At 52.6% G+C, this 24,114-nt stretch carries 26 protein-coding genes; 10 read left to right on the top strand and 16 right to left on the bottom strand.

Annotated features, from left to right (window positions below):
* Nucleotides 1-5: 5 nt before the first annotated feature.
* The 10 genes from ACTHUG_RS09340 to ACTHUG_RS09295 form a co-directional block, all read right to left on the bottom strand.
* Nucleotides 6-350 (bottom strand): hypothetical protein, encoded by a 345-nt coding sequence (locus tag ACTHUG_RS09340; RefSeq protein ID WP_003749424.1) that lies wholly within the window; start codon nt 348-350, stop codon nt 6-8.
* The gene (locus ACTHUG_RS09335; protein WP_003684015.1) at nt 337-1,116 is read right to left on the bottom strand and encodes an exodeoxyribonuclease III; all 780 of its coding nucleotides are present in this window, start codon (nt 1,114-1,116) and stop codon (nt 337-339) included. Before ACTHUG_RS09335 ends, ACTHUG_RS09340 begins: the two co-directional genes overlap by 14 nt.
* 44 nt (nt 1,117-1,160) lie before the next feature.
* Entirely contained in the window at nt 1,161-2,474 is a 1,314-nt protein-coding gene (argA, locus tag ACTHUG_RS09330) for an amino-acid N-acetyltransferase (protein WP_440386554.1), read from the bottom strand.
* Nucleotides 2,471-2,866, bottom strand: a complete 396-nt coding sequence (locus ACTHUG_RS09325) for an MJ0042-type zinc finger domain-containing protein (RefSeq protein ID WP_039862294.1) — start codon at nt 2,864-2,866, stop codon at nt 2,471-2,473. The genes argA and ACTHUG_RS09325 overlap by 4 nt, the downstream gene beginning before the upstream one ends.
* Before the next feature lie 99 nt (nt 2,867-2,965).
* The gene (gene pyrE / locus ACTHUG_RS09320; RefSeq protein WP_003682682.1) at nt 2,966-3,607 is read right to left on the bottom strand and encodes an orotate phosphoribosyltransferase; all 642 of its coding nucleotides are present in this window, start codon (nt 3,605-3,607) and stop codon (nt 2,966-2,968) included.
* A gap of 170 nt (nt 3,608-3,777) precedes the next feature.
* Nucleotides 3,778-4,248, bottom strand: a complete 471-nt coding sequence (gene rlmH / locus ACTHUG_RS09315) for a 23S rRNA (pseudouridine(1915)-N(3))-methyltransferase RlmH (protein WP_440386555.1) — start codon at nt 4,246-4,248, stop codon at nt 3,778-3,780.
* Nucleotides 4,249-4,410: 162 nt separating this feature from the next.
* On the bottom strand, nt 4,411-5,130 hold the full coding sequence (pyrH, locus tag ACTHUG_RS09310) for a UMP kinase (protein WP_003708812.1): 720 nt from the start codon (nt 5,128-5,130) through the stop codon (nt 4,411-4,413).
* Nucleotides 5,131-5,350: 220 nt separating this feature from the next.
* On the bottom strand, nt 5,351-6,205 hold the full coding sequence (tsf, locus tag ACTHUG_RS09305; protein ID WP_036493709.1) for a translation elongation factor Ts: 855 nt from the start codon (nt 6,203-6,205) through the stop codon (nt 5,351-5,353).
* 124 nt (nt 6,206-6,329) lie between these two features.
* Nucleotides 6,330-7,058: a 30S ribosomal protein S2 gene (gene rpsB, locus ACTHUG_RS09300; RefSeq protein WP_002258397.1), complete on the bottom strand. Its 729-nt coding sequence runs from the start codon at nt 7,056-7,058 to the stop codon at nt 6,330-6,332.
* A 174-nt stretch (nt 7,059-7,232) separates the two neighbouring features.
* Nucleotides 7,233-7,475, bottom strand: a complete 243-nt coding sequence (locus ACTHUG_RS09295) for a hypothetical protein (protein WP_063076190.1) — start codon at nt 7,473-7,475, stop codon at nt 7,233-7,235.
* Between the two features lie 78 nt (nt 7,476-7,553).
* Here ACTHUG_RS09295 and ACTHUG_RS09290 point away from each other — a divergent pair, with 78 nt between their 5' ends.
* The gene (locus ACTHUG_RS09290; protein WP_440386556.1) at nt 7,554-8,147 is read left to right on the top strand and encodes a 5-formyltetrahydrofolate cyclo-ligase; all 594 of its coding nucleotides are present in this window, start codon (nt 7,554-7,556) and stop codon (nt 8,145-8,147) included.
* 75 nt (nt 8,148-8,222) lie between these two features.
* Here ACTHUG_RS09290 and ACTHUG_RS09285 read toward each other — a convergent pair whose 3' ends face one another.
* From ACTHUG_RS09285 to amgK, 3 genes are all read right to left on the bottom strand, one after another.
* A complete protein-coding gene (locus tag ACTHUG_RS09285; protein WP_440386557.1) occupies nt 8,223-9,689 on the bottom strand; it encodes a KAP family P-loop NTPase fold protein in 1,467 nt (488 codons plus the stop codon).
* A 140-nt stretch (nt 9,690-9,829) separates the two neighbouring features.
* The gene (gene mnmG, locus ACTHUG_RS09280; RefSeq protein ID WP_440386558.1) at nt 9,830-11,725 is read right to left on the bottom strand and encodes a tRNA uridine-5-carboxymethylaminomethyl(34) synthesis enzyme MnmG; all 1,896 of its coding nucleotides are present in this window, start codon (nt 11,723-11,725) and stop codon (nt 9,830-9,832) included.
* A gap of 84 nt (nt 11,726-11,809) precedes the next feature.
* Nucleotides 11,810-12,814: an N-acetylmuramate/N-acetylglucosamine kinase AmgK gene (gene amgK, locus ACTHUG_RS09275; protein WP_004520257.1), complete on the bottom strand. Its 1,005-nt coding sequence runs from the start codon at nt 12,812-12,814 to the stop codon at nt 11,810-11,812.
* A gap of 69 nt (nt 12,815-12,883) precedes the next feature.
* Here amgK and ACTHUG_RS09270 point away from each other — a divergent pair, with 69 nt between their 5' ends.
* The 3 genes from ACTHUG_RS09270 (at nt 12,884) to ACTHUG_RS09260 (ending at nt 17,185) form a co-directional block, all read left to right on the top strand.
* A complete protein-coding gene (locus ACTHUG_RS09270; protein ID WP_440386559.1) occupies nt 12,884-15,283 on the top strand; it encodes an LPS-assembly protein LptD in 2,400 nt (799 codons plus the stop codon).
* Nucleotides 15,280-16,269 (top strand): peptidylprolyl isomerase, encoded by a 990-nt coding sequence (locus ACTHUG_RS09265; protein WP_440386560.1) that lies wholly within the window; start codon nt 15,280-15,282, stop codon nt 16,267-16,269. Before ACTHUG_RS09270 ends, ACTHUG_RS09265 begins: the two co-directional genes overlap by 4 nt.
* A gap of 106 nt (nt 16,270-16,375) precedes the next feature.
* Nucleotides 16,376-17,185, top strand: a complete 810-nt coding sequence (locus ACTHUG_RS09260) for an alpha/beta hydrolase (RefSeq protein WP_440386561.1) — start codon at nt 16,376-16,378, stop codon at nt 17,183-17,185.
* A 233-nt stretch (nt 17,186-17,418) separates the two neighbouring features.
* On the opposite strand, the gene ACTHUG_RS09255 is transcribed toward ACTHUG_RS09260, so the two are convergent.
* Both ACTHUG_RS09255 and rsmI read right to left on the bottom strand, forming a co-directional pair.
* A complete protein-coding gene (locus ACTHUG_RS09255) occupies nt 17,419-18,039 on the bottom strand; it encodes a DUF1269 domain-containing protein (RefSeq protein ID WP_440386562.1) in 621 nt (206 codons plus the stop codon).
* 219 nt (nt 18,040-18,258) lie between these two features.
* On the bottom strand, nt 18,259-19,146 hold the full coding sequence (gene rsmI / locus ACTHUG_RS09250; RefSeq protein WP_440386563.1) for a 16S rRNA (cytidine(1402)-2'-O)-methyltransferase: 888 nt from the start codon (nt 19,144-19,146) through the stop codon (nt 18,259-18,261).
* Between the two features lie 65 nt (nt 19,147-19,211).
* Here rsmI and ACTHUG_RS09245 point away from each other — a divergent pair, with 65 nt between their 5' ends.
* The 6 genes from ACTHUG_RS09245 (at nt 19,212) to ACTHUG_RS09220 (ending at nt 23,058) form a co-directional block, all read left to right on the top strand.
* Nucleotides 19,212-19,559 (top strand): YraN family protein, encoded by a 348-nt coding sequence (locus tag ACTHUG_RS09245; protein ID WP_440386564.1) that lies wholly within the window; start codon nt 19,212-19,214, stop codon nt 19,557-19,559.
* A 4-nt stretch (nt 19,560-19,563) separates the two neighbouring features.
* Complete coding sequence (locus tag ACTHUG_RS09240) at nt 19,564-20,157, top strand: phosphoheptose isomerase (RefSeq protein ID WP_440386565.1); 594 nt, start codon at nt 19,564-19,566, stop codon at nt 20,155-20,157.
* A gap of 73 nt (nt 20,158-20,230) precedes the next feature.
* Nucleotides 20,231-20,842, top strand: a complete 612-nt coding sequence (locus tag ACTHUG_RS09235) for a BON domain-containing protein (protein WP_039862284.1) — start codon at nt 20,231-20,233, stop codon at nt 20,840-20,842.
* 67 nt (nt 20,843-20,909) lie between these two features.
* Entirely contained in the window at nt 20,910-21,515 is a 606-nt protein-coding gene (locus ACTHUG_RS09230) for a hypothetical protein (protein WP_440386566.1), read from the top strand.
* A gap of 42 nt (nt 21,516-21,557) precedes the next feature.
* Nucleotides 21,558-22,358, top strand: coding sequence for a type I methionyl aminopeptidase (gene map / locus ACTHUG_RS09225; protein ID WP_223168821.1), 801 nt, complete (start codon nt 21,558-21,560; stop codon nt 22,356-22,358).
* A 403-nt stretch (nt 22,359-22,761) separates the two neighbouring features.
* Nucleotides 22,762-23,058 (top strand): helix-turn-helix domain-containing protein, encoded by a 297-nt coding sequence (locus ACTHUG_RS09220; RefSeq protein WP_003680641.1) that lies wholly within the window; start codon nt 22,762-22,764, stop codon nt 23,056-23,058.
* 94 nt (nt 23,059-23,152) lie between these two features.
* Here the strand turns inward: ACTHUG_RS09220 and ACTHUG_RS09215 are convergent, their stop codons facing one another.
* Complete coding sequence (locus tag ACTHUG_RS09215; RefSeq protein ID WP_440386567.1) at nt 23,153-24,103, bottom strand: YheT family hydrolase; 951 nt, start codon at nt 24,101-24,103, stop codon at nt 23,153-23,155.
* Nucleotides 24,104-24,114: the final 11 nt, after the last annotated feature.

The following is a 24,114-nucleotide window of genomic DNA, read 5'->3' as shown; positions in this document are numbered from 1 at the left end:
ACGGCCTATTTGAGCAAGTCGTTGAGTGTAAATGCAATCAGCAATGCGGCAGGCACGCTGAGGATGGCACAAGTCGCCAGACACAGTACGATGTTGGCAATCAGCCGCCAGCCCTTCCAAGCAAAGCATTTAGCCGCAATCAGCAGGCAAGGCAGTGAAAACAGCAGCCACACCAACGCCCATGTCGGATTGGCCTTGGTCGGCGCAACCCAGCCGGACATCCGCGCCAGCATAAATATTGCCCACACCAGCATGGGCAGCACAAATGCCGCCACAACCCAAACCGCACCTACGCCGGTTTTACTGTTTATATTCCAGTCGTACTTACCAAAAAACTTATTCGGCAACATAGTCATACTCCACAACTAAAGGGGCGTGATCCGAGAATTTTTCATCTTTATAAACATGTGCGGAAACGGCTTTGGCGGCCAACTCCGGCGTAACCATCTGATAATCGATACGCCACCCGACATCTTTCGCGTACGCTTGTCCGCGGTTGCTCCACCAAGTATAGCCCGGCACATCGGGATAAAGTGTGCGCCACATATCCGTCCAGCCGAGCTTGTGGATGACTTTGCCTATCCATTCGCGTTCTTCAGGCAAAAAGCCCGAATTTTTCTGATTGCCCTTCCAGTTTTTCAAGTCGATGTTTTGGTGGGCAATATTCCAGTCACCGCAGACAACGATGTCGCGTCCTTCGTTTTTCATGGCTTCGAGCATGGGATAGAACGCGTCCAAAAAGCGGTATTTCACTTGTTGGCGCTCTTCCGCGCTGCTGCCGCTGGGCAGATACAGCGAAATTACCGACAACTTGCCGAAATCGCAACGGACAAAACGGCCTTCCCTGTCAAATTCTTCAATGCCCATGCCGATTTGCACATTGTCGGGTTTGCGTTTGCTGTACACCGCCACGCCGCTGTAACCGCGCTTTTCGGCGCAATGCCAGTAGCCGTGCATACCGTGCGGATTTTTCATATCGTCCGACAGATCGGCTTCTTGAGCTTTCAGTTCCTGCACGCAGACAATGTCCGCGCCCGATGCGGCGATGTATTCGTAAAAACCTTTTTTATAGGCGGAGCGGATGCCGTTGACGTTGGCAGAGATGATTTTCAACATAAGATTTGAGTGATGTTTAAAAACGGATAATAGGATTGAAGCTTTCAGACGGCCTGCAAGTCATAAACAAATACTTTGGAATTGCGGCCGTTGGCATTGTATTCCTGCCGGCGTTCGGCAGGCAGATCATCGGCCGAGGCCGTCTGAAAGCCCCGTTCGACAAACCATTCGCCCGTGTGCGTGGATAAGGCGAAAAGCGTTTTGATATTCAAGGCGCGCGCTTTTTGGAATAAATGTTCCAACAGCAATTCGCCGTAGCCGCCGTCACGCGCTTCGGGCGACACCACCAGGCAGGCCAATTCGCCGCAGTCCGGCTCGGCAAAGGTTTTCAGCGCCACGCAGCCGTAAATGTTTTGATCGTGTTCCAATACGGAAAAACTAGAAATATGGTTTTCCAAATACTCGCGGCTGCGGTGTAACAAGATGCCTTGTTCCGCCAACGGACGGATTAAGGCGATGATGTGCGGAATGTCGTCGCTGCGTGCCTGACGGATGGAAACAAACGGCTCACGGGCAATAGAGGTACCGCTGCCCTCGCGGGTAAACAGCTCGCGCAGCAGGCTGCCGTCCTCGCGGCCGTTGAGAATCTGCACCCGCGATACGCCGTTTTCCAGTGCGCACACTGCCGCATGGAGCAAATCAACCGGCGCATCGGGATTGCCGCGCACCAATTCCTGCACTTCGCCGACAGACAACGTATTGGCCAACGAACCATCGGCACGGCGGATACCGGCTTCTTCGGTCAAAAAAACCAGCTTCTCCGCCTGCAAAGCCATGGCCACTTCCTGCGCGGTTTCACACATACTCAGATTAAAGGTTTTGCCGCTGTACGAATGTCCCAAAGGACTGATAAGCACCACCGCGCCGCCATCTAAACGCAAACGGATTTCTTCCGCGTCGATTTTGCGGACGGTACCGGTATAGCCCATGTCCACGCCGTCGATAACACCCAACGGACGGGCGGTAATAAAGTTGCCACACGCAATAACCGGCGGCTTGCTCCGTTGCTGCGCAGATACGCTGCTGAACAAAGCTGCTTCGACATCGCTGCGGATAATCCCCGCCACCTGCTTCACTTCCATCAGGGTCGCTTCATCGGTAATCCGTCGGCTGCCGCTGTATTTCGGAACAAAATTCCGACCCGAAGCCAATTTGTCGAGCAAATGCCGCAAACCGTGCACCAAGACCAAACGCAAGCCCAAGCTGGCCAACAGATTCAAATCTGCGGCCAAACGAATCAAGGTTTCGCCTTCCAACAGGCTGTCGGTCACGCCGACCACCATGGTTTTGCCGCGCAAATATTGAATATAGGGCGCGGCTTCGCGAAAGCTGGCAACAAAATGGGCGATGGCACTCATAGCAGGGCAAGATAAAAGAGTTGCATAATCAAAACCGTCAGCGCAATCAGCGATGCCAACGTCCAGTTGAAACCGTCCTTGCGCGTTTTGACCGCCGCCTGCTCTTCCGCCTTAGGCTCTTCCTTAAGCGCGCTGTTGAGCAAATCGGAAATTTCTTTACGGGAAAGTTTGGAATGCTTGAGGATTTGCGCGCCGATGTTATGCACGAGGCGCACATCCGTTACCGCTACAGGCAGATGGGCAGGATCGGCCGGCAGGTTGCCCGACAGATAATCCTTGGCCTTAAACATCCCCGAACAACGCGTGCAGACCACGAAACCCTGCGCCACGTTCAACTGGGCATCTTTCACCCAATGCGGCGTTTTACAATGAGGACAAGAACAAGCAGGCATGAGTATTTTCCGTAAGTGTATTGAATCAAAAATATATTTTAGCCAATGTTTCAGGCCGTCTGAAAAACGTTTCAGACGACCTGAGCATGATGTTATGGTTTAAACCGCGCCGTAACGTTCGCGATAGGCTTTGACCGGCTCGAAGAAGCCGCCAAATTCGGCATTGTTTTGCAAGAGCGTGAACAAGTCGTTCAAGTTGGCAATCGAAACCACCGGCAGGCCGTATTGTTTTTCCACTTCCTGCACCGCCGACAATTCGCCCGTACCTTTTTCCATACGGTCGAGCGCAATGGCCACTGCGGCAGGCGTTGCGCCTTCGGCCTCAATCAGTTTGACCGATTCGCGCACGGATGTACCGGCGGAAATCACATCATCGATAATCAGCACGCGGCCTTTCAAAGGCGCACCCACCAACACACCGCCCTCGCCGTGGTCTTTGGCTTCTTTGCGGTTGTAGGCAAACGGTACGTTTACGCCTTTTTCCGCCAACATCATCGCTGTTGCCGCCGCCAAAATAATGCCTTTATAGGCTGGGCCGAACAGCATATCGAACTTCACGCCGCTGGCAATAATGGCTTCGGCATAAAACTTCGCCAGCTGCAAAGTCGATGCGCCGTCATTGAACAAACCGGCATTGAAAAAATAAGGCGACTGACGGCCGGCCTTGGTCGTAAATTCGCCGAATTTCAACACGTTTTGTGCCAAAGCGAATTTGAGGAAGTCTTGACGGAAATCGGACATTTGGGTTCTCCCGAAAGATGTTGATTTATCAAAGAAACGATTATAAAGGATTCATGCGGAAAAATCAGGCCGTCTGAAAAACGGGTTCGCCCCGCTTTAAACCGACTTGCCCTATTCCCTTTCAAACCGACAAGGCGGCATTGCCGTCTTATCCCGGCAATCAAAGCGGATTATTCCCGATGATAAGGATGGTTGTTCAAAATCGAAACGGCGCGATAAAGCTGCTCGGTCAGTAAAACGCGCACCATGCCGTGCGGCAGGGTCAGGCTGGAAAGGCGCATCATCATGTTTGCCTGCTGTTTCAAACGGTCGGTCATGCCGTCTGCGCCGCCGATAATAAAGCAGACGTGTTCGCCGTTTTGCTGCCAGCTTTTCAAATGTTGCGCCAATTCGACCGAAGTCGGCGCTTTGCCGCGCTCGTCCAATACCACCAAAAACGCGCCCTGCGGTATGGCTTCCAGCAGGCGTTTTTCTTCAGTCGCCATGCCCTGAGCCGCATTCACACCCGCGCCGCGTTTTTCCGGCTTGATTTCTTTCAGCGCATAATTGACATCGCGCCCGAAGCGTTTGGCGTACTCGCCGACGGCCTCATCGACCCAACGCGGCATTTTCGTGCCGACAGCCAAGACGGTGATATTCATGGGGTATCCTTTTACTATCGAATTGTCGGTTGGGCATTATGGTCAAGCAAGTTCTCAACCTTTTCAAACCATGAGCCAATGCCTACGCAACCGACTGAAAATAAAAGGCCGTCTGAAAGCCGAATGTATCCCGTTCGGCTGTTTCAGACGGCCTTTCAATGATTAGCAGTGAACCAGCGTACCTTCGTTTTCACCGGTTACCACGCGTTTGAGCGAGCCTTCTTTGGCAATGCCGAATACCACGATATTGAGCTTGCGTTCTCGGCAGAGGGCGAAGGCGGTGGCATCCATCACTTTGAGGTTTTTCAACAAGGCTTCGTCAAAAGTAATGGTTTCGTAGCGTGTTGCTGATGGATCTTTTTTCGGGTCTGCGGTGTACACGCCGTCGACATTGGTGGCTTTGAGCATCACGTCGCAGTTCATTTCCGCACCGCGCAATGCGGCGGCAGTGTCGGTCGTGAAGAACGGATTACCGGTACCGGCGGCGAAAATCACGACTTTGCCTTCTTCCAAATATTGAATGGCTTTAGGGCGGGCGTAAGTTTCAGCGATTTGCTGCATAGACAGTGCGGATTGTACGCGCGCTTTGATGCCCAAAGTTTCAAATGCGTCTTTGAGCGCCAAGGCGTTCATGACGGTCGCCATCATGCCCATGTAGTCGGCAGTGGCGCGGTCCATGCTGCCTGCTTGTGCAGATACGCCGCGGAAAATGTTACCGCCGCCGACAACGATACCGACTTGCACGCCCATTCTCACGATTTCGGCAATTTCGCCGACAGTTTGAACGATGGTATCGTGATTGATGCCGAATGGATCAGAGCCCATCAGGGATTCGCCGGAGAGTTTCAGTAATACGCGTTTGTATTTGATTTGCTGTGTCATGGGATACCTTACTTTCTTGAATGTCGTCGGTCGGGGGCCGGGCCGTCTGAATTTTCAAACGGTCGGAATATTAATGATAGGGTGTGTCGGTTTATTATTGTTTTGGTTTTCAGACGGCCTGAATATTCGGCCGTCTTAAATTAGGTACCGTAAACGGTTTTCTCAAAAAAAAGCACCCTGATTCGTTTGGAATCTAGGTGCTTTCTTTTTCATAAGTGCCTTACACTTTAGCAGCGGCAGCAACTTCGGCCGCGTAGTCAACAACGGCTTTCTCGATACCGTCGCCTACTTTGTAGCGTACGAAGCTGATCACTTCAGTGCCGTTTTCTTTAGCGAATTGGGCAACAGTTTGGTCAGGGTTCATCACGAATGCTTGGCCGTTCAGAGTGATTTCAGCCAAGAATTTACGGATACGGCCTTCAACCATTTTAGCGGCGATTTCGGCAGGTTTGCCGGAAGCAATGGCTTGCTCGGTGTAGATGTGGCGTTCTTTTTCGATGGTTTCGGCATCTACTTCGGCTTCGGATACGCATTGAGGTTTGGCGGCAACGATGTGCATACCGATTTTGCGTGCTACGTCTTCAGAGCCTTTGTACTCAACCAATACGCCTTCGGTAGCCAAAGCACCGTGGATGTAGGCAACCAGTTGGTTGGCAGTGTCGATCACTTGGAAGCGGCGAACAGACATGTTTTCGCCCAATTTAGCGATAATGGCTTTACGTTCTGCTTCGACCAGTTCGCTCAGTTCTTCAACGGTAGCCGGTTTTTTCTCGGCAGCAGTTTTCGCAACGAAGTTGGCAAATTCTACGAAGCCGGCGTCTTTAGCAACGAAGTCGGTTTCGCAGTTTACTTCAACCAATGCGCCGACATTGCCGTTGATCGCGTAAGCCAATACGCCTTCGGCAGCAGTACGGCCGGCCAGTTTACCGGCTTTCGCACCGGATTTAATACGCAGGATTTCTTCGGCTTTGTCGAAGTTGCCTTCGGCTTCAACCAAGGCTTTTTTGCATTCCATCATGCCCAGGCCGGTAGCGGCGCGCAGGTCGGCAACCATTTTTGCAGTAATTTCTGCCATTTTGAATCTCCTAGATTTTTGGGAACACGGCCATTTGCCGTGTTTGGAAATAGTGGCCGTCTGAAACGGATTTCAGAACGGGATTTGAGAAAAGGGGCATAACGCCCCTCTTCCGTGTACCGAATTACTCGGCAGCAGCTTCTTGGGCAGCGGCTACAGTTTCTTGCAGCGCTTGGTTTTTGCCTTCCAAAACTGCGTCGGCGATGCCGCGGCAGTACAGGCGGATGGCTTTGGCGGAGTCATCGTTACCAGGGATAACGTATTTCACGCCGTCAGGGCTGTTGTTGGTATCGACTACGGCGATAACAGGGATGCCCAGTTTTTCAGCCTCAACCAGAGTACCTTTTTGGTAGCCGGTATCGATAACGAAAATCGCGTCAGGCAGGCCTTTCATGTTTTTGATACCGCCCAAAGAACGTTCCAGTTTTTCAACGTCGCGTTGCATTTCCAGAATTTCTTTTTTGTTGAAACCGCCTTCGGCAGCGTTTTCCAAAGCGGCGGTTTTTTCTTCCAGGCGTTTGATGGATTGCTTAACGGTTTTGTAGTTGGTCAGCATGCCGCCCAACCAACGGTGATCGACAAAAGGCATACCGGCGCGGGTAGCTTCTTCGCGGATGATGTCGCGGGCTTGGCGTTTGGTACCTACGAACAATACTGTACCTTTGTTGGCAACCAGACGGCGTACGGCTTCTTGCGCCTCTTGGAACATCGGCAGGGTTTTTTCCAAGTTTACGATATGGATTTTGTTGCGCGCACCGAAAATGTATTGGGCCATTTTCGGGTTCCAGAAACGGGTTTGGTGACCGAAGTGAACACCGGCTTCAATCATCTGACGCATAGTAATTTGAGACATGTTATTTCCTTGAAAGGGTTAAAGAGCACACATTCAATCGCATAGAACTTGATAGGCGGCGCCTATTGTCAAGCACCCTTCGGCGAAAGTGGGCATAAGTTTTAAAAAATAGTGTGTTTCCGAAATGGAAAACTGACGGATTATAGCGGATAAGGGGTCGTCTGAAAAGGGATTTTATACCTTCCCGTCCTGTTTTTCATCCGCCTGTACCGCCTTTTGGCGGGCCGCCTCAAACTCCGCCTGCTCCTGCCGTTTCATCAGGCGGTTGCGGCGGCGGATGGTCACGACAAAGACCGTAAACACAGTGGGCAACACTGCCCAAAAGACCAAATAAATCAACGCGCGCGCAATACTCGGCTGCGCGGCGGAAAACATCACGGCAACAAAAAGATAGCCGATGGCGACAATATGCCACATCGTGTGCGTCCTGTTTGAATGTTAACAAAATCGTTATAATCGCAACATTCTACCGCAATCCCGAAAGGCCGTCTGAAAATGAGGAATCCCGAAAAATCGGCACTACGCAAACAGTTCCGCCGATCACGCGCCCAAATGAGCGCCGACGAGCGGAACGCCGCCACCGAAACCATCAACCGCCTGCTCAAGCCCTACATCAAAAAAGGACAGAAAATCGGCGTGTATTGGCCGATGGGCAAGGAATTGCGATTGGACGGCTTTGTCCGTGCCGCACAAAAACGCGGCGCAAAACTCTACCTGCCCTATATCGAACCGAACACGCGGCGGATGTGGTTCACCCCTTACCCTGCCGACGACGCCAAACAAGAACGCAAACGCGGCTACGCCAAATTGCACGTCCCCCAATTCACCGGCAAAAAAATCCGCGTCCACCAACTCAACCTGCTGCTGGTCCCCATCGTCGGCATCGACAAACGCGGCTACCGCCTCGGACAAGCCGGCGGCTATTACGACGCCACCCTCTCCGCCACGAAATACCGCCTGCAAACCCAAACCCTAGGTGTAGGCTTCGGCTGCCAACTGACCGACACCTTGCCGACCGAACCCTACGACATCCCCCTAAACGGCTTTGTCTCCGAGCTTGGCGTATTGAAATTCAGACGGCCTCGATAGGAAAATTATCGGTTTATTAAAATGATTAAAGGCCGTCTGAAACCTGATTTCTTGGGTTTTAGACGGCCTTTAATTTTATTGTGGTGTTTGCTCAAAACTGAGTACTCGGAAAGTTTCTTTCAGGATTGATAAAACCCCATTCATTCCGGGAGGAAAAATCTCACCATTATCAAGAAATGCCTCATTTATATACTTCTGCCACTCTCTCAGATTATGAAGATTATTAAAGTTATTAAAATGTGTATCCATTTGGCTATTTAGAATTAGCATCATAGCAATTACATTTGTTCTTGTATAAATAACACCTGAACTATTTTTTGGAATATTCGACAACGACTGAATATTAAATATTTGTGCAAAATCTCTAGAATAAGCACAATTTTTATTAATATCGTCCATTAAATTCGGATAAAAGCAGAAGATAAATACACCCGTAATACGCAGCAAGACATATTGCCAGATGAAGTCCTTCCCTAGTCCGCCACTTAAAGAGTGGTATATCTCTAAAAATCGGACTAATCGTTCAGTTTCCCTAAGCGATAAATTATTCCGCTCTACCATATCGCTGATAAAATTTATTCTTACATTGCGTTCTTCAATTAAACCTTGTAGTTCACTTGCCATACGACTTTCTCGTATCAACTGTTTGAAATATTTAACTGAAACCAAAGCCCGCTCTTCCTCAAATTGAGCTACAACCTTCTCTGGCAAAGCAAAGCTGTACTTCAAAAACTTATCTAAATATTTGTGCGCATCCACCTCTGCTCCGTACCGATGATTAATCGCCGCGCGCAATTGTTTGGTATTCGTAACCAGCACGACTTCGACGTTTTCAATATCAAAAACGTGCTTGATAACTTCCAGCATATCAACCGCATAATCGGGACGGCAGCGGTCGAGTTCGTCGATAAACAGGATAATCGGTTTGTCCGCTGCCAATTCTTTCAGGCAGGCTTTGAGCGTTTCCAGATTTTTTTCCGCTTCGATTTGCTCTTTCAACAAGGCTTCGACGGTTGCATCAATAGTGTGGCTAGCGATTGTGGCAGCAGCATCGGTTACGGTTTCGGCCAAACTGTCTGCATCTTGGCCGTCATTTATTATCTGTTGTAATCCTTCTGCCAAATCGTCTGTATTTTGCTTTAGAACATGACCAACCGCTGCCTTAGCAACGGTTTTCATCACGAATCCTGCGGCTTTCGCGACTTTCCTCGTAATATTTTTGCGCTGTTCAGACGGCTGCTCGCCAGTATCTTCAGGCGTACAGGCTTTGATGATTTCGGCAAGTAATGCCAACAAAGGCTCTCCGCTGTGGTCTGAACGGAAGGCGTCAATATAGACGGGCTGGTAATCGGGATGTTGCTGCTGCATAAGCCGAATCAGTTTTTGACAAAATTCGGTTTTGCCCGTTCCCCAACCACCATCGATGACCATAGGAGAAAGGTCGATGGGCAATGTCAGCAACTTGATGATGTTTTCGGCTATCGGCTTACGGTTAAATTCGTCGTGTGTAGCAAAAGTTTTTTCTAAAGCTTGAGTTTCCATATTATCCCTTTGTCTGTCATAGGTTTTGTGTAACGTATTTTACCCTGTCATGAGTTTTTATGTTTTTGTTCTTTTAAATAATTGGAGACTATCAAAAAGGCCGTCTGAAACTTTCAGACGGCCTTTATTCAAATTAACCCTTACTTAGCATCTTTAAATCCACGTTTCAAATGCACCATCAGCAATGCCACTGCCGCAGGCGTGACGCCGGAGATGCGGCTGGCTTGGCCGACGGTTTCGGGTTTGTACTGGTTGAGCTTTTGCTGCACTTCTGCCGACAAACCTTTGACTTTGCTGTAATCGATATCCTCGGGCAGCTTTAAGGTTTCGATGTCGCGGCGGCTGTCGATTTCTTCGTTTTGGCGGTCGATATAGCCTTGGTATTTGACTTGGATTTCGACTTGTTCGACCACGCTGTCGGCAAGTGCGGTTTCAGGTTGTGCGTCGGGCAGGGTCATCAGCGTGGCGTAGTCGAGGTTCGGGCGGCGCAGGAGGTCGTGCAGGTTGGCCTCGCGGCTGAGTTTTTGGCCGAATACGCGCAGCTGCTCTTCTTCGGCGAGTTTTTGCGGTGTGTACCACGTTGTTTTCAAACGTTGGATTTCGCGTTCGATGGCTTCGCGTTTTTCGTTGAACATGCGCCATTGTTCTTCGCCCACCAAGCCGATTTTGTAGCCGTCTTCGGTCAGGCGCATGTCGGCGTTGTCTTCCCTGAGTTGCAGGCGGTATTCGGCGCGGCTGGTGAACATTCGGTAAGGCTCGTTCACGCCTTTGGTGATGAGGTCGTCCACCAATACGCCGAGATAGGCTTGTTCGCGGCGCAGCAGGAGCGGATCTTGTTCGCGGACGTATTGCACGGCGTTTGCGCCTGCAAGCAGGCCTTGCGCAGCGGCTTCTTCGTAGCCCGTTGTGCCGTTGATTTGGCCGGCGAAGAAGAGGCCTTGGATGGTTTTGGTTTCGAGGCTGGCTTTGAGGTTGCGCGGGTCGAAGTAGTCGTATTCGATGGCGTAGCCGGGGCGCAGGATATGGGCGTTTTCGAGACCTTTCATGCTGCGCACGAGGGCGATTTGGATGTCGAACGGCAGGCTGGTGGAGATACCGTTTGGATAGTATTCGTGCGTGGTCAGGCCTTCGGGTTCGAGGAAAATCTGATGGCTGTCTTTGTCGGCGAAGCGGTTGATTTTGTCTTCGATAGACGGACAATAACGCGGGCCGACGCCTTCGATTTTGCCGGTGAACATGGGGCTGCGGTCAAAGCCTGAACGGATAATTTCGTGGGTTTGCGTGTTGGTATGCGTAATCCAGCAGGACACTTGGCGCGGGTGCATATCGGCGCTGCCGCGTACGGACATTACGGGAACGGGTGTGTCGCCGGGCTGTTCGGTGAGCTGGGAGAAGTCAATCGTGCGTCCGTCGATGCGCGGCGGCGTGCCGGTTTTCAGACGGCCTTGAGGCAGGTTCAATTCGCGTAAACGGCTGCCCAAGGATTTGGCGGCAGGATCGCCGGCGCGGCCGCCTTCGTAGTTTTCCAAACCGATATGGATTTTGCCGGACAAAAACGTGCCGGCGGTCAGCACGACGGCGCGTGCTTTAAACTCCACGCCCATCGCGGTAACCACGCCGCTGATGCGTTCGCCATCAAGCGTTACGTCTTCGACGGCTTGTTGGAAAAGCTCCAGATTTTCTTGGTTTTCCAGCATTTCGCGGATGGCGGCTTTATACAGGATGCGGTCCGCCTGCGCGCGTGTGGCTCGCACTGCCGCGCCTTTGCTGGCGTTCAAGCGGCGGAACTGAATACCGGATTTGTCGGTGGCCAACGCCATTGCGCCGCCCAATGCGTCGAGTTCGCGCACAAGATGGCCTTTGCCGATACCGCCGATGGAAGGGTTGCACGACATTTGGCCGAGGGTTTCGATGTTGTGTGAGAGCAGCAGGGTTTGCGCACCCATGCGTGCGGCGGCAAGCGCGGCTTCGGTACCGGCATGGCCGCCGCCGACGACAATCACGTCGTAGGTTTTGGGGTAAATCATGTAAGTCATGTTTATGTGTTCTGTAAAGGTTTCAGACGGCCTTTTGTTGATCAGGCCGTCTGAAAAGTGGAATCAAATCTTAAAAAACCAAGCTTAGAAGGTATAGCCTGTTTCCAATTCGTCATCGCCGACCAATTCGACCAGCAATGCATAAAGCGGCGCCAAATCGTTGTAACGGCGCGATACGCGGCGCAAATAGTTCAAGAAGCGCGGGATTTCCGGACGGTATTTGTCTTTGCCGTCGCGGTAGTACAGACGGGCAAAAATACCGGCCACTTTCAAATGGCGTTGTACGCCCATCCATTCAAACCAGCGGTAGAACTCATCAAACTCGGCAGGCACGGGCAGCTGGGCAGCGCGTGCTTTTTCCCAGTAACGGATGACCAAGTCCAATACAAATTCTTCTTCCCATTCGATAAACGCATCGCGCAGCAGCGACACCAAATCATAGGAAATCGGACCGTAAAGCGCATCTTGGAAGTCCAATACGCCCGGGCGGCCTTTCGCCAGCATCAGATTGCGGACGATAAAGTCGCGGTGGACATACACTTTGGGTTGCGCCAACAGGGGCGGCAACAGCGTATCGACGGTTTGCTGCCACAACTGGCGTTGCTTGAAGGTCAACTCGCGGCCCAATTCTTTGGCCACAAACCATTCGGGGAACAAATTAATCTCGCGCAGCATGACTTCGCGGTCGTATTCCGGCAGTTTGCCGGGTTGGCTGGCTTTTTGCAGCTCGATCAGTTCGTCGATGGCTTCGAGCAGCAAGGCTTTGTGGGCGGTTTCGCTGTTTTCCTGATTCATGGCGGTCAGGAATGTGGTGTTGCCCAAATCGTTCAACACCATAAAGCCCAACGCTTCATCCACATGAAGCACTTGCGGCACATTGACCATATTAAACAGTTTTTGCACTTTCAAATAAGGCGCAACACTCATCTTCTCAGGAGGCGCGTCCATACAGATAACGGTCTGGCCGTCTGAAAACGTCGCGCGGAAATAACGGCGGAAGTCGGCATCGGCTGCCGCAAAGCTCAATTCGAACGGCTGGTTCGGGTAAACAGACTCCAGCCAGTTTTGTAATTCGGTTTGTCGTTGCATAGCGGTATCGCAGAATTTCAGGTTACAATAACCGCTATTCTAACTGGCAAACCGATTTAAGGGGCGATTTTGGCTCGTTTATTTTCACTCAAACCCTTGGTACTCGCCTTAATTATGGGCTTTGGCGCAACAGCCGTACGCGCGGAAGATGCTTCTGTTCCGCAGGCGGAAGACTATACCCCTGCCCACGCCGCTGAATCCAAACCGGCAAAAACAGGCCAAAGCGAAGCCGATCCGCTTTCTTTGGGCAGCACTTGCCTGTTTTGCGACCATGAAAATGCCAAGCCGGCCGAAACCGCCGAAATCAAACGCAGCGGCGAGCCTGCCCTGCCTGCCGATTACACCCGCGTCAACGCCGATAAAATAGAAGGTCAGACCCAAGTCGGTGTCCGTGCCGAAGGCGACGTCATTGTCGAGCGCAATGCCGATGTTCTCAATGCCGATTGGGCGCAATACGACCAAGCCACCGATACCGTTACCGCCGGCGACCGCTTTACCCTGTATCAAAACGGTTCGACCGTATCCGGCGACCAATTGGTTTACAACCTCAAAAACCAAACTGGCTCCGGCAGTGCCGTGCGCCTCAATACCGAACAAGGCGGCCGCCACCTTCAAAGTGTCAGCGAAAAAGCCGAACTCAAAGGCAAAGGCCTCTACAAACTCATCAACACCAAATTCAACACCTGTTCGCCCGGCGATGCCAGCTGGTATATCCAAGCGCAAAGCATTGAAGCCGATGAATCGACAGGCATCGGCGTGGCCAAACACGCTTCGCTGGTATTCGGCGGCGTCCCTGTCCTCTACACACCTTGGGCGGACTTCCCCATCAACGGCAACCGCAAAAGCGGCCTGCTCGTTCCGACCATTGCCACAGGTTCAGACGGCCTTGAGCTGAGCCTGCCCTACTACTTCAACCTTGCGCCGAATTTGGATGCCACCATCCGCCCGGGCATCATCAGCAAACGCGGTGTGCAACTGGGCGGCCAAGTCCGTTATCTGCAACCGAATTACAGCGGCGAAGTCGATGGCGACTGGATGCCGAACGACCAAAAAAGCGTCCACAACAACCGCTACCAGTTCAAATGGAAACACCAGCAGCAGCTGAACAGCAAAATCAGCGGCGGCATCAACTACAACCAAGTTTCCGACGACGATTACTACCGCGACTTCTACGGCCGTGAAGACATCGCACGCAACGTCAACCTCGACCGTCAGGCATGGCTCAATTACAGCGACAAACTGTTGGGCGGCAGCTTCGACGGCTCGTTGCGCGTACAAAAATATCAAACGCTTGCCAACCAAGACGGTTATAAAGACGAGCCTTATGCCATCATGCCCCGTCTGACCGGCCGTTGGCAAAGCCATCTCGGCAAAGCGCAACTCAACGTGTTCGGCCAATTCACCCGTTTTGACCACGATACCAAGCAAGACGGCAGCCGCGTGGTGCTCTACCCGAGCGTCAAATGGGACTTCCACAACCAATGGGGCTACATCCGGCCTAAAGTCGGCGTACACGCCACTTATTACAGCCTCAACAGCTTCAACGGCCAAAGCAGCCGCAATGTCAGCCGCGTCCTGCCGATCATCAACGTCGACAGCGGCCTGACTTTCGAGCGCAGGGCCCGTCTCTTCGGCGGAGAATACCTGCAAACGCTCGAACCGCGCCTGTTTTACAACTACATTCCGACCAAGTCCCAAAACGACCTGCCCAATTTCGACAGCTCCGAAAACAGCTTTACCTACTCGCAGCTGTTCCGCGAAAACCTGTATTCGGGCAACGACCGCATCAATTCTGCCAACAGCCTGACGCTGGCCACACAAAGCCGCATCCTCAACCCCAACACCGGTGCGGAACTCTTCCGTGCAGGTATCGGCCAGAAGTTTTACTTCAAAAACGACAACGTCCTGCCTGACGGCAGCGTCAGCCGTTATCCGCGCAGCCAGTCCGACTGGGTAGCCTTTGCACACGGCAACCTTACCCCGAGCATCCGCATCGACTTGGACATCCACTACAACCAAAACCTAAGCCGTGCCGAAAGCTACGCTGCAGGGATTACCTACAACCCCGAACCCGGCAAAGTCTTAAGCGCACGCTACAAATACGGACGCAACGAGCGCATTTACCTGCAAGCCAACGGCGACTATTTCTACGACAGGCTCAGCCAAATCGACCTTGCCGCCCAATGGCCGTTGAGTAAAAACCTGTACGCCGTCGCCCGTTACAACTACGAAATCGAAGCCAAAAAACCGCTGGAAATGCTCATCGGTGCAGAATACAAAAGCAACTGCGGCTGCTGGAGCGCAAGCTTGGTCGGCCAACGCTATGTTACCGGCGAAAACAGCCACAAAAACGCCGTATTCTTCAACCTCCAACTCAAAGACTTGAGCAATATCGGCAACAACCCATTCGAAAAACTCCGCTTAGCCATCCCCGGTTACAGCAAAACCAATGAGGTAGTCAAACAATGAACTTCAAACCCCTGATTCTCGTCGCCGCACTCACTCTCGCAGTAGGCGCACACGCCGCCCCTAAAGCCAAAGCAGGCAAAGCGCGCGCAGCCAAAGCCCCTGCCGTCAGCGCCACCGCCATGCCCGCCGTACAAAGCGGCGTACATCTTTCAGACGGCATTGCCGCGGTTGTCGACAACGAAGTCATTACCCACCGCCAAGTAGAACAAGCCGTAGCACAAGCGCGTCAAACCATGCCGAAAGGCACGCAAATGGACGCCAACGAGCTGCGCCAACAGGTTTTGGCACAAATGATCAACCAATCCCTGATCCTCCAAGCCGGCAAACGCCGCAACATCCAAGCGACCGATAGCGAAATTGAAGCCGTCATCGCGCACAACCCCAACATCAAAAATCCGTCTGCCGCCGTCCGTCAAGACATCGCCGACAGCATTATTGTTGAAAAAGTGCGCCAACAGGCCATCATGCAAAACAGCCGCGTGAGCGACTCCGAAGTGGCACGCTACATCGAGCAGGCCAAACAACAAGGCATTACCCTGCCCGAAGCCGACCCTGTGCGCCAATACAATGCCCAACACATCCTCATTAAAGCCGACAACGACAATGCCGCCGTCGGCGCAGAAAGCACCATCCGCAAAATCTACTCACAAGCCCGCAGCGGCGCAGATTTCGGCGGTTTGGCACGCCAATACTCGCAAGACAGCAGCGCCGGCAACGGCGGCGACTTGGGCTGGTTTGCCGACGGCATGATGGTTGCCCCATTTGAAGAAGCCGTCCACAAACTCAAACCCGGCCAAATCAGTGCCCCTGTCCGCACCCAATTCGGCTGGCACATCATCAAGCTGAACGACGTCCGCGAAGCAGGTACGCCTGAAGAGCGCCAACAAAACGCCGTCCGCCAATACCTGTCCCAACAAAAAGCGCAACAGGCGACCACCAACCTCCTGCGCGAACTGCACAGCAGCTCCTACGTTGACGTACGCTAATCGCGCGTATTGTTAAAAAGGCAGGAATCCGTACAATAAGGCCGTCTGAAAAACATTATTCAGACGGCCTTTTCCCTTAAGCAACCATTGATTAAAGCACCCCATCATGTCCATCCGTCCCGACTGGCAAGCCGCCACCCTGCTGCAAGCCGAAGAAACCGCCCTTACTTCCGCCCACACCGGCCGCACTTACCGCATTCAAGCCGCGGCACTCGGCGAGCGTCCGGCAGGCGGCTATCCCGTACTGTATATTCTTGACGGGGATGCCTTTTTCCCTGCCATCCTCAATATGGCGCAATCCCTGCTCATCAATCCCATCACCAAAAGCCATGCCGCCTGTCTGATTGTCGGCATCGGCTACACCGGCGGCACCATCCGCGACTTAAGCCAACGCGCCCTCGACTACACGCCGCCGCTGCCCGACAACGCGTCCGAATCCGAACGCAAACAATACGGCCAAGCCGACCGCTTCAGCCGCTTTATCGACGACGAACTCTCCGCCCTGCTCGACGGCAAATACCGCATCGATACCCAAAACCAAGCCGTCTTCGGCCATTCGTTCGGCGCCTTGTACGGTCTCTATTCCCTGTTCACCCGCCCCGAACGCTTCCGCCATTATTTGCTGGTGTCGCCGTCTATCTGGTGGCAAGACCGCCGCGTACTCGATTGGTTGCCCGGCACATTGCCGCAAGGAATCGGCATCCGCCTCGGTGCAGGCGAACATGAAGGCAGAAACAACCGCCCCGACCAAACCAGCCGCGGCATGGTTGCACAAGCCAAAATCCTTGCCGGCACTTTGCACCATCTCGGCGCAGATGTCCGCTTCACCCTCTACCCCAACGCTAATCACGGCAACGCCCCGTTTTACGCCCTGACCGACTGCATCGAATATTTGCGCAGCGCATGGCAGCGTTAAAACAGGTTTGCCAAACATTGAGGCCGTCTGAAACGCAAACTTAGAAGCGTATTGAACCTATTGGATCGATCTAAAATCCAATTATAAAAAGGCCGAGACCTTTGCAAAGGTCTCGGGGCATGAAAAAGGGAGAGGCTACCTGAAAAATAGATTTTCAGGTAGCCTCAAACCGGTTTGGCATGCATCCGAAACGGAAAATTTGAGCGGTTACATACCTTGGGTTGGTGGCAGTGTTATTTCAACTTGGCTGCCAATTCGTCGAATTTTTGTTTGATGTCGGCCTTGAAGGCTTCCACTTTCTCTTTGCGTTCGGCTTTGCGCTGTTTTTTCCAAGCTTCGTGTGCCTGACGTGCCACTTCTTCCTGCGCTTCTATTGCTGCCAATACGTCCTGTTGGGCAACGGCTGCATCTTGTCGGAGAATAACGGTTTTGAAACGGTGGAAGAAAGCATCCAATACAGCTTCGTTGGATTCTTGCGCCAAAATAATGATCGCAGTACTGCCGTTATCCAGTTTTTTGGCTGTATTTTCTAGCAACGCCCCCTCTCCCAATGTTTGGGCAGTGCCTACATCACTGCCGATGAGTGCGCCAGTAGCTCCACCCAACAGAACACCGATAGGACCGCCGAGGATGCCGACCAGCGAACCAATGAGGCCGCCCGTCCATGTGCCTTCGACCGTATTGGCGGTAAAGTCGGTGCTTTCTGCTGGGATAATCAGGTCATTTTCCTTTTTAACCAAAACGGCTTGTGCCACCAAAGTATCTGTTGTCTGCGAGTAAGCTTTCAATTCAGAAAAGGCTTGATAAGCTTCGCTGGAGATGTTGAATAAGGCAACGATGATGTTTTGTTTCATAAGTCCACTCCCGTAGATTGAAAGATTTAAGAACATACTAGTTGTATGCAGTGTCATTATAAATTGCAAGGGGGGGGGGGAAGCAATGCGGCAAACAAAACTTTGCCTATATAAAGCCTGTAGAACCGGCAAACGGATAACGAACAATACCCAGCCTTGCCTGTAGGAAATCGTCGCATCGTTCACACCACAGGTTGAGAGAAATAAGCCTGCAAGACCTCAAGCGTCGTCTGAAATCCGTTTCCACTCCAACGCTAAATCGTACAAGGCTTTTTTGCTTTCGCCGGTAATCTTGGCGGCAAGCTCGGCGGCCTGTTTGGTCGGCAACTCAGCCGCAAGGATTTTCATGGTATTTTGCGCCGCCTCGGGCAAATCACTGTGCTTCTCTTTTACCGCAGGATGCAACACCAGCACCATTTCTCCGCGCGTTTGGTTGCTGTCGTTTTTGAGGGCGGCTTGGATTTCGGCAACCGTGCCGCTGAGAAAGGTTTCAAACGTTTTGGTGATTTCGCGTGCCAAAGTCAAACGGCGTTCGGGGAACTGCGCGGCCATATCCGCAAGGCTTGATTCGATACGGTGCGGCGTTTCAAACATCACAATCGGAAAATCGGCTTCCGCCCATTTGGCCAACAGCTTTTGGCGTTCGCCGGCCTTAGGCGGCAGGAAACCGTTGAAGTAAAAATCGGATTCCGTCACACCGGCCACGCTCAACGCCCCCATGACCGCACTTGCACCGACCACAGGCACCACTTTAAATCCGGCTTCGCGCACGCGGGCGGCAAGTTTCGCACCGGGATCGCAAACAGCAGGCGTACCCGCATCCGAAACTTGGGCGACGCTCAGGCCGTCTGAAAGATGGGCGATGATTTTGTCGGCCATTTGCTGCTCGTTGTGTTCGCGCACGCTCACGAGTTTGCCCTGAATGCCGTACGCACTCAAAAGCTGGGCGGTAACGCGGGTATCCTCGGCGCAGATAACATCGGCCTTTTGCAGCACGGCCAGCGCGCGCAGCGTTATGTCGGCTAAATTGCCGATGGGCGTGGCGACAACGTATAATGTCTGTTTTTCGATGCTGTCGACGGCTTTTTGCAGATGTTTTGTGTACATAGATTCAAGGCCGTCTGAAACGGCGTCTCTTTAAAAACAATGATTATATAACGGGTAAACTTTTCATGCGCTTAAACCACAAACAGGGGGCGGCGGCCGAAAATGCGGCGCTGGCATTCCTGCTGAACAAAGGCTGCTCGCTGCTGGCGCGGAACTGGCATTGCGCCTACGGCGAAATCGATTTAATCGTCAAAAACGGCGGTACGATTGTGTTTGTTGAAGTAAAATACCGCAAAAACCGAGGTTTCGGTGGTGCCGCATACAGCATCTCGCCGTCCAAATTATTGAAATTGCAACGAAGTGTAGAGTATTATCTGCAAAAGCACGGGTTGAACCATGCGCCCTGCCGCCTGGATGCGGTACTGATTGAAGGCGACGGCCAACCCGAATGGATTCAAAATATTACAGGTTAACCTCATGACAACATTACAAGAACGCGTTTCCGCACATTTTGCCGAGAGCATCCGCGCCAAGCAGGAAGCCGAAAAAGTACTGGTTGAGCCGACTGTACAGGCTGCCGAGCTGATGCTGCAATGCCTGATGAACGACGGCAAAATCCTGGCCTGCGGCAACGGCGGTTCGGCTGCCGACGCGCAACATTTCGCCGCCGAGATGACCGGCCGCTTTGAAAAAGAACGCATGGAATTGGCCGCTGTCGCGCTGACGACAGACACTTCCGCCCTGACCGCCATCGGCAACGACTACGGTTTCGACCATGTATTCAGCAAACAAGTGCGCGCGCTCGGACGTGCCGGCGACGTATTGGTCGGTATCTCCACCTCCGGCAATTCCGCCAACGTTATCGAAGCCATCAAAGCGGCACACGAACGCGACATGCACGTCATCGCCATGACCGGCCGCGATGGCGGCAAAATCGCCGCCATGCTCAAAGATACCGACGTTTTGCTCAACGTCCCTTATCCGCGCACCGCCCGCGTTCAGGAAAACCATATCCTGCTGATACACGCCATGTGCGACTGCATCGACTCCGTCCTGCTTGAAGGCATGTAACCCTTTCTTTTCAGACGGCCCATCCCTTAAAGGCCGTCTGAACACCCAACCGTCCATACCCAAGGAAAAGGATATGAAGAATATCAAACGCTACGCCCTCCCCGTTCTGACCGCGACCCTCTTGAGCCTGAGTCTGAGCGGCTGCGTCGGCGCACTGATCGGCGGTGCAGCCGTCGGCACCAAATCCGCCGTCGACCGCCGCACCACCGGCGCGCAAACCGACGACAACGTTATGGCACTGCGCGTCGAAACCACCGCACGCTCCTACCTGCGCCAAAACAACCAAGTTCAAGGCTACAAGCCCAAACTGAACGTTGTCGGCTACAACCGCCACCTGCTCCTGCTCGGCCAAGTGGCTACCGAAGGCGAAAAACAATTTGTTGAACGCATCGCCCGTTCCGAACAAGCCGCAGAAGGCGTGTACAACTACATCACCGTTGCCTCACAAGCGCGTTCGCTCGGCGATGTGACTAACGATACCTGGGGCACATCCAAGGTCCGCGCCACCCTGTTGGGCCTCAGCCCGGCCACCCAAGCACGCGTCAAAATCGTGACTTACGGCAACGTGACCTATGTGATGGGCATCCTCACGCCTGACGAACAAGCCCGCGTGACCCAAAAAGTCAGCACGACCGTCGGCGTACAAAAAGTCGTGACCCTCTATCAAAACTACGTTGCCAACTGATTCACAGGCAACCCGGGGCCGTCTGAATATTCAGACGGCCATTCCTCCAACGATTACCCGACCCATCATGTCCAAGAATAATAAAACCCCTTTCCAACTTAAGCCCAAACACCTAATCCGCGCTTTATTCCTTGTCAGCTTTATTGCCGTCGCAGCCCTCGTCGCCGGCGTATTCAGCACCCTAAACTCCGGTAAAACCGACGTACCCGAAAAAAGCCCTGCCGAACAAACCGACACACGCATTGAAGTTTGGCGCCCCAACGGCACTGTCGAACCTGAAACCGTCCAACTCGCCCAAGAAGGCGACGAAAAAACCGCCTCCGGCAATCCTGTCGTCCCACAAAACGAAAAAGGCGAAAAAGCGGAAGAAGGTGTAAAAAATGACCGCCCCACTACACACCGCGGCAAACGCACAGAAAACAAACGCGCCGAAACCGACAAATCAGAAAAAACACAATCCGACAACAGCAGCCCTGCCGCTCAAAACACACCTCAAACAGACAGCCAGCCGGTAGCAAACAAAGCCGCAGACAACAAACCGGCCGCACAAGCAGCAGAAAACAAACCGGCAAAAACCAAAGCCCCTGAGTCCAAACCGACTCCCAAAGCCGAGCCTGAGGCCAAACCACAAGCCAAACCGCGCAATAAAGACAATCTCGACAACCTGTTTTAAACAGACGGCACACCCGTCCCGTTCAGACGGCCCCCATGCCGTCTGAAACAAGAAGGAAACCTCATGGACAAAGTCATCATCAAAACCCCCGAAGAAATCGAAAAAATGCGCGAACTCGGCCGCTTGGTCGCCGAAGCCCTCGACTACATCGGCCAATTCGTCAAACCCGGCGTCACCACCAACGAAATCGACAAACTCGTTTACGACTACCACGTCAACGTTCAAGGCGGTTATCCGGCCCCCCTCAACTACGGCAACCCACCCTACCCGAAATCCTGCTGCACCTCCGTCAACCACGTTATCTGCCACGGTATTCCCGACGACAAGCCGCTGAAAGAAGGTGACATCGTCAACATCGACCTGACCATTAAAAAAGACGGTTTCCACGGCGACTCCAGCCGTATGTTTACCGTCGGCAAAGTCTCCCCGATTGCCCAACGCCTGATCGACGTGACCCACGCCTCCATGATGGCGGGCATCGAAGCGGTCAAACCCGGCGCCACCCTCGGCGATGTCGGCTATGCCTGCCAACAGGTTGCCGAAAATGCCGGCTACTCCGTCGTACAGGAATTCTGCGGACACGGCATCGGCCGCGGCTTCCACGAAGCGCCGCAAGTAGTCCACTACGGCCGCAAAGGCGAGGGCCTCGTCCTCAAACCGGGCATGATTTTCACCATCGAGCCGATGATCAACCAAGGTAAACGTCATCTGCGTATCCTGAACGACGGTTGGACAGTGGTCACCAAAGACCGCTCACTCTCCGCCCAGTGGGAACACGAAGTTTTGGTTACCGAAACCGGCTACGAAATCCTTACCATCAGCCCTGCCAGCGGTAAGCCTTAACTTTGAAAAAACCTTCAGGCCGTCTGAAAACATAGATTCAGACGGCCTGAAATTTATTCGCATTCTCAACCTAGAAAACCGAATAAAAACTCGAAATTAAGTTTTTACCCAAATCGAATTGTTTAATTATGTAAAAATTTGCTTACGCCATATTTAAGATAAGCGCATAATTTAATGATTTATATGATGAAAATTATCCGAAATAATGAATTAAGAAATATTTACACAAATTATGGCAGACAGCAGAAAACTTCTTTCGAATATACTGTCTAATTATCTAGATCAGTCATTTGCAATACGCCCACATATCACCCCAAAGCCTACAGGAAAGGGATGCCGGCATTCTTGCAGACCCATTTTTATGCCTAGAGGCATGCAACAAATACCACAATAAGGAAGATTCATGAAATCGTTCGAAAAAATTGAAAACATCCGCGATATCCGTAAAAAACTTGGCCTGAACCAAATGGACTTCTGGAGCCGCATTGGTGTGACTCAATCCGGTGGTTCCCGTTACGAATCCGGCCGCAATATGCCTAAACCTGTACGCGAATTGCTGCGTTTGGTACACATTGAGCGCGTAGATTTGGCTAAAGTCAACCGTGACGACTTGGCCGTTGCTTCCCTGCTGAAAAACCGCGACCCTGAGTTGTATGCTTCTCTGAAAAAAGAAGCCAAAGCCGACAACAAAGGCAAATAATCAAGCTATTCAAAAGGCCGTCTGAAACTCTTTTCAGACGGCCTTTTTACTTTCTACACACTAAGGGCATGTCTGCATACATGCTCTTTTTCATTTACGGCTGATACTGTTTGAAATAGTCCAACACGGTTTGCGGCAGCCATTGCAGATTTAGACGACCTTGATCGCGGCTGACAAAGCCGACATGCCCGCCGTATGCCGGTTGCAGCAGCGTAACGGACGAAGACACGTCCCGCCCGGTCGGCAGGGCTTCCGGCGGCAGGAAGGGGTCGTTGACGGCATTGAGCAGCAGCAACGGCGTATCCACGCCTTTCAGAAACGGTTTGCAGGAATTGCGGCGGTAGTAATCATGACGGTCGGCAAAACCGTGAAGCGGCGCGGTAAAGCAGTCGTCAAAATCGCCAAGCGTTTTGCAGTTTTGCCGGCTCAAGGCCGTCTGAAACCGGGGAATCGCTCGGGCTTTCGGCAGCAGCGAATTCAAAAAATAGCGCGTGTAAATCAGTCGCGTCATGCCTTGGTCAAAACGCGTACCTGCCGCCACGGCATCAACCGGCGCGGAAACGACGGCAGAAGCACGCGGAACAGCATTGCTGCCCTGCTCGCCCAAATATTTGGCCAAGGCATTGCCCCCCAAAGAAACGCCGACGGCGTAGATGGTTGAATAGCGTTGTGCCAGCGTGTTGAGCATAAAGGCGATTTCGGGCGTATCGCCGAGGTGGTAGAACACGGGCGCGGTGTTTGCGATGCCGCCGCAACTGCGGAAATGGGCAACCACGCCGTTCCAACCGCGCTGCTGCACGGCTTTCATCAACTCGACCGCGTAATGGCTCTCGCTGCTGCCTTCCAATCCGTGGAACAAAACCACCAACGGCGCATCGGGGTCGGCGCTGTCGACAAAATCGTAGGCAACTTGGGTTTTGCCGGTGCTGTCGGGCAGAAGCTCGCGGCGGTAGTCGGGCGCCTTGCCTTGCAGCAATTTGGCAAACAGAGTGTCGGCATGGCCGTTTCTGAGCCAATAAGGCGTGTTGGGTGAACGTGTATTCATAATTCGTTTCT

Origin of the sequence: Neisseria sp. P0022.S009 (assembly GCF_051956675.1) — a bacterium.
In the GTDB taxonomy this organism is placed as follows: domain Bacteria; phylum Pseudomonadota; class Gammaproteobacteria; order Burkholderiales; family Neisseriaceae; genus Neisseria.
Note: the sequence above shows the minus strand (reverse complement) of the source record. Positions and strands in the feature narration are given on the sequence as shown.

Coding starts and splice junctions, on each gene's coding strand:
- rsmI (WP_440386563.1), bottom strand. CDS start 19,146: ATGTACACAAAACATCTGCAAAAAGCCGTCGACAGCATCGAAAAACAG.
- ACTHUG_RS09340 (WP_003749424.1), bottom strand. CDS start 350: ATGTTGCCGAATAAGTTTTTTGGTAAGTACGACTGGAATATAAACAGT.
- ACTHUG_RS09220 (WP_003680641.1), top strand. CDS start 22,762: ATGAAATCGTTCGAAAAAATTGAAAACATCCGCGATATCCGTAAAAAA.
- ACTHUG_RS09325 (WP_039862294.1), bottom strand. CDS start 2,866: ATGCCTGCTTGTTCTTGTCCTCATTGTAAAACGCCGCATTGGGTGAAA.
- ACTHUG_RS09215 (WP_440386567.1), bottom strand. CDS start 24,103: ATGAATACACGTTCACCCAACACGCCTTATTGGCTCAGAAACGGCCAT.
- ACTHUG_RS09265 (WP_440386560.1), top strand. CDS start 15,280: ATGAACTTCAAACCCCTGATTCTCGTCGCCGCACTCACTCTCGCAGTA.
- ACTHUG_RS09235 (WP_039862284.1), top strand. CDS start 20,231: ATGAAGAATATCAAACGCTACGCCCTCCCCGTTCTGACCGCGACCCTC.
- argA (WP_440386554.1), bottom strand. CDS start 2,474: ATGAGTGCCATCGCCCATTTTGTTGCCAGCTTTCGCGAAGCCGCGCCC.
- ACTHUG_RS09245 (WP_440386564.1), top strand. CDS start 19,212: ATGCGCTTAAACCACAAACAGGGGGCGGCGGCCGAAAATGCGGCGCTG.
- pyrE (WP_003682682.1), bottom strand. CDS start 3,607: ATGTCCGATTTCCGTCAAGACTTCCTCAAATTCGCTTTGGCACAAAAC.
- rpsB (WP_002258397.1), bottom strand. CDS start 7,058: ATGTCTCAAATTACTATGCGTCAGATGATTGAAGCCGGTGTTCACTTC.
- amgK (WP_004520257.1), bottom strand. CDS start 12,814: ATGCAACGACAAACCGAATTACAAAACTGGCTGGAGTCTGTTTACCCG.
- ACTHUG_RS09295 (WP_063076190.1), bottom strand. CDS start 7,475: ATGTGGCATATTGTCGCCATCGGCTATCTTTTTGTTGCCGTGATGTTT.
- rlmH (WP_440386555.1), bottom strand. CDS start 4,248: ATGAATATCACCGTCTTGGCTGTCGGCACGAAAATGCCGCGTTGGGTC.
- ACTHUG_RS09240 (WP_440386565.1), top strand. CDS start 19,564: ATGACAACATTACAAGAACGCGTTTCCGCACATTTTGCCGAGAGCATC.
- ACTHUG_RS09290 (WP_440386556.1), top strand. CDS start 7,554: ATGAGGAATCCCGAAAAATCGGCACTACGCAAACAGTTCCGCCGATCA.
- pyrH (WP_003708812.1), bottom strand. CDS start 5,130: ATGACACAGCAAATCAAATACAAACGCGTATTACTGAAACTCTCCGGC.
- ACTHUG_RS09255 (WP_440386562.1), bottom strand. CDS start 18,039: ATGAAACAAAACATCATCGTTGCCTTATTCAACATCTCCAGCGAAGCT.
- mnmG (WP_440386558.1), bottom strand. CDS start 11,725: ATGACTTACATGATTTACCCCAAAACCTACGACGTGATTGTCGTCGGC.
- ACTHUG_RS09260 (WP_440386561.1), top strand. CDS start 16,376: ATGTCCATCCGTCCCGACTGGCAAGCCGCCACCCTGCTGCAAGCCGAA.
- ACTHUG_RS09285 (WP_440386557.1), bottom strand. CDS start 9,689: ATGGAAACTCAAGCTTTAGAAAAAACTTTTGCTACACACGACGAATTT.
- ACTHUG_RS09335 (WP_003684015.1), bottom strand. CDS start 1,116: ATGTTGAAAATCATCTCTGCCAACGTCAACGGCATCCGCTCCGCCTAT.
- tsf (WP_036493709.1), bottom strand. CDS start 6,205: ATGGCAGAAATTACTGCAAAAATGGTTGCCGACCTGCGCGCCGCTACC.
- ACTHUG_RS09230 (WP_440386566.1), top strand. CDS start 20,910: ATGTCCAAGAATAATAAAACCCCTTTCCAACTTAAGCCCAAACACCTA.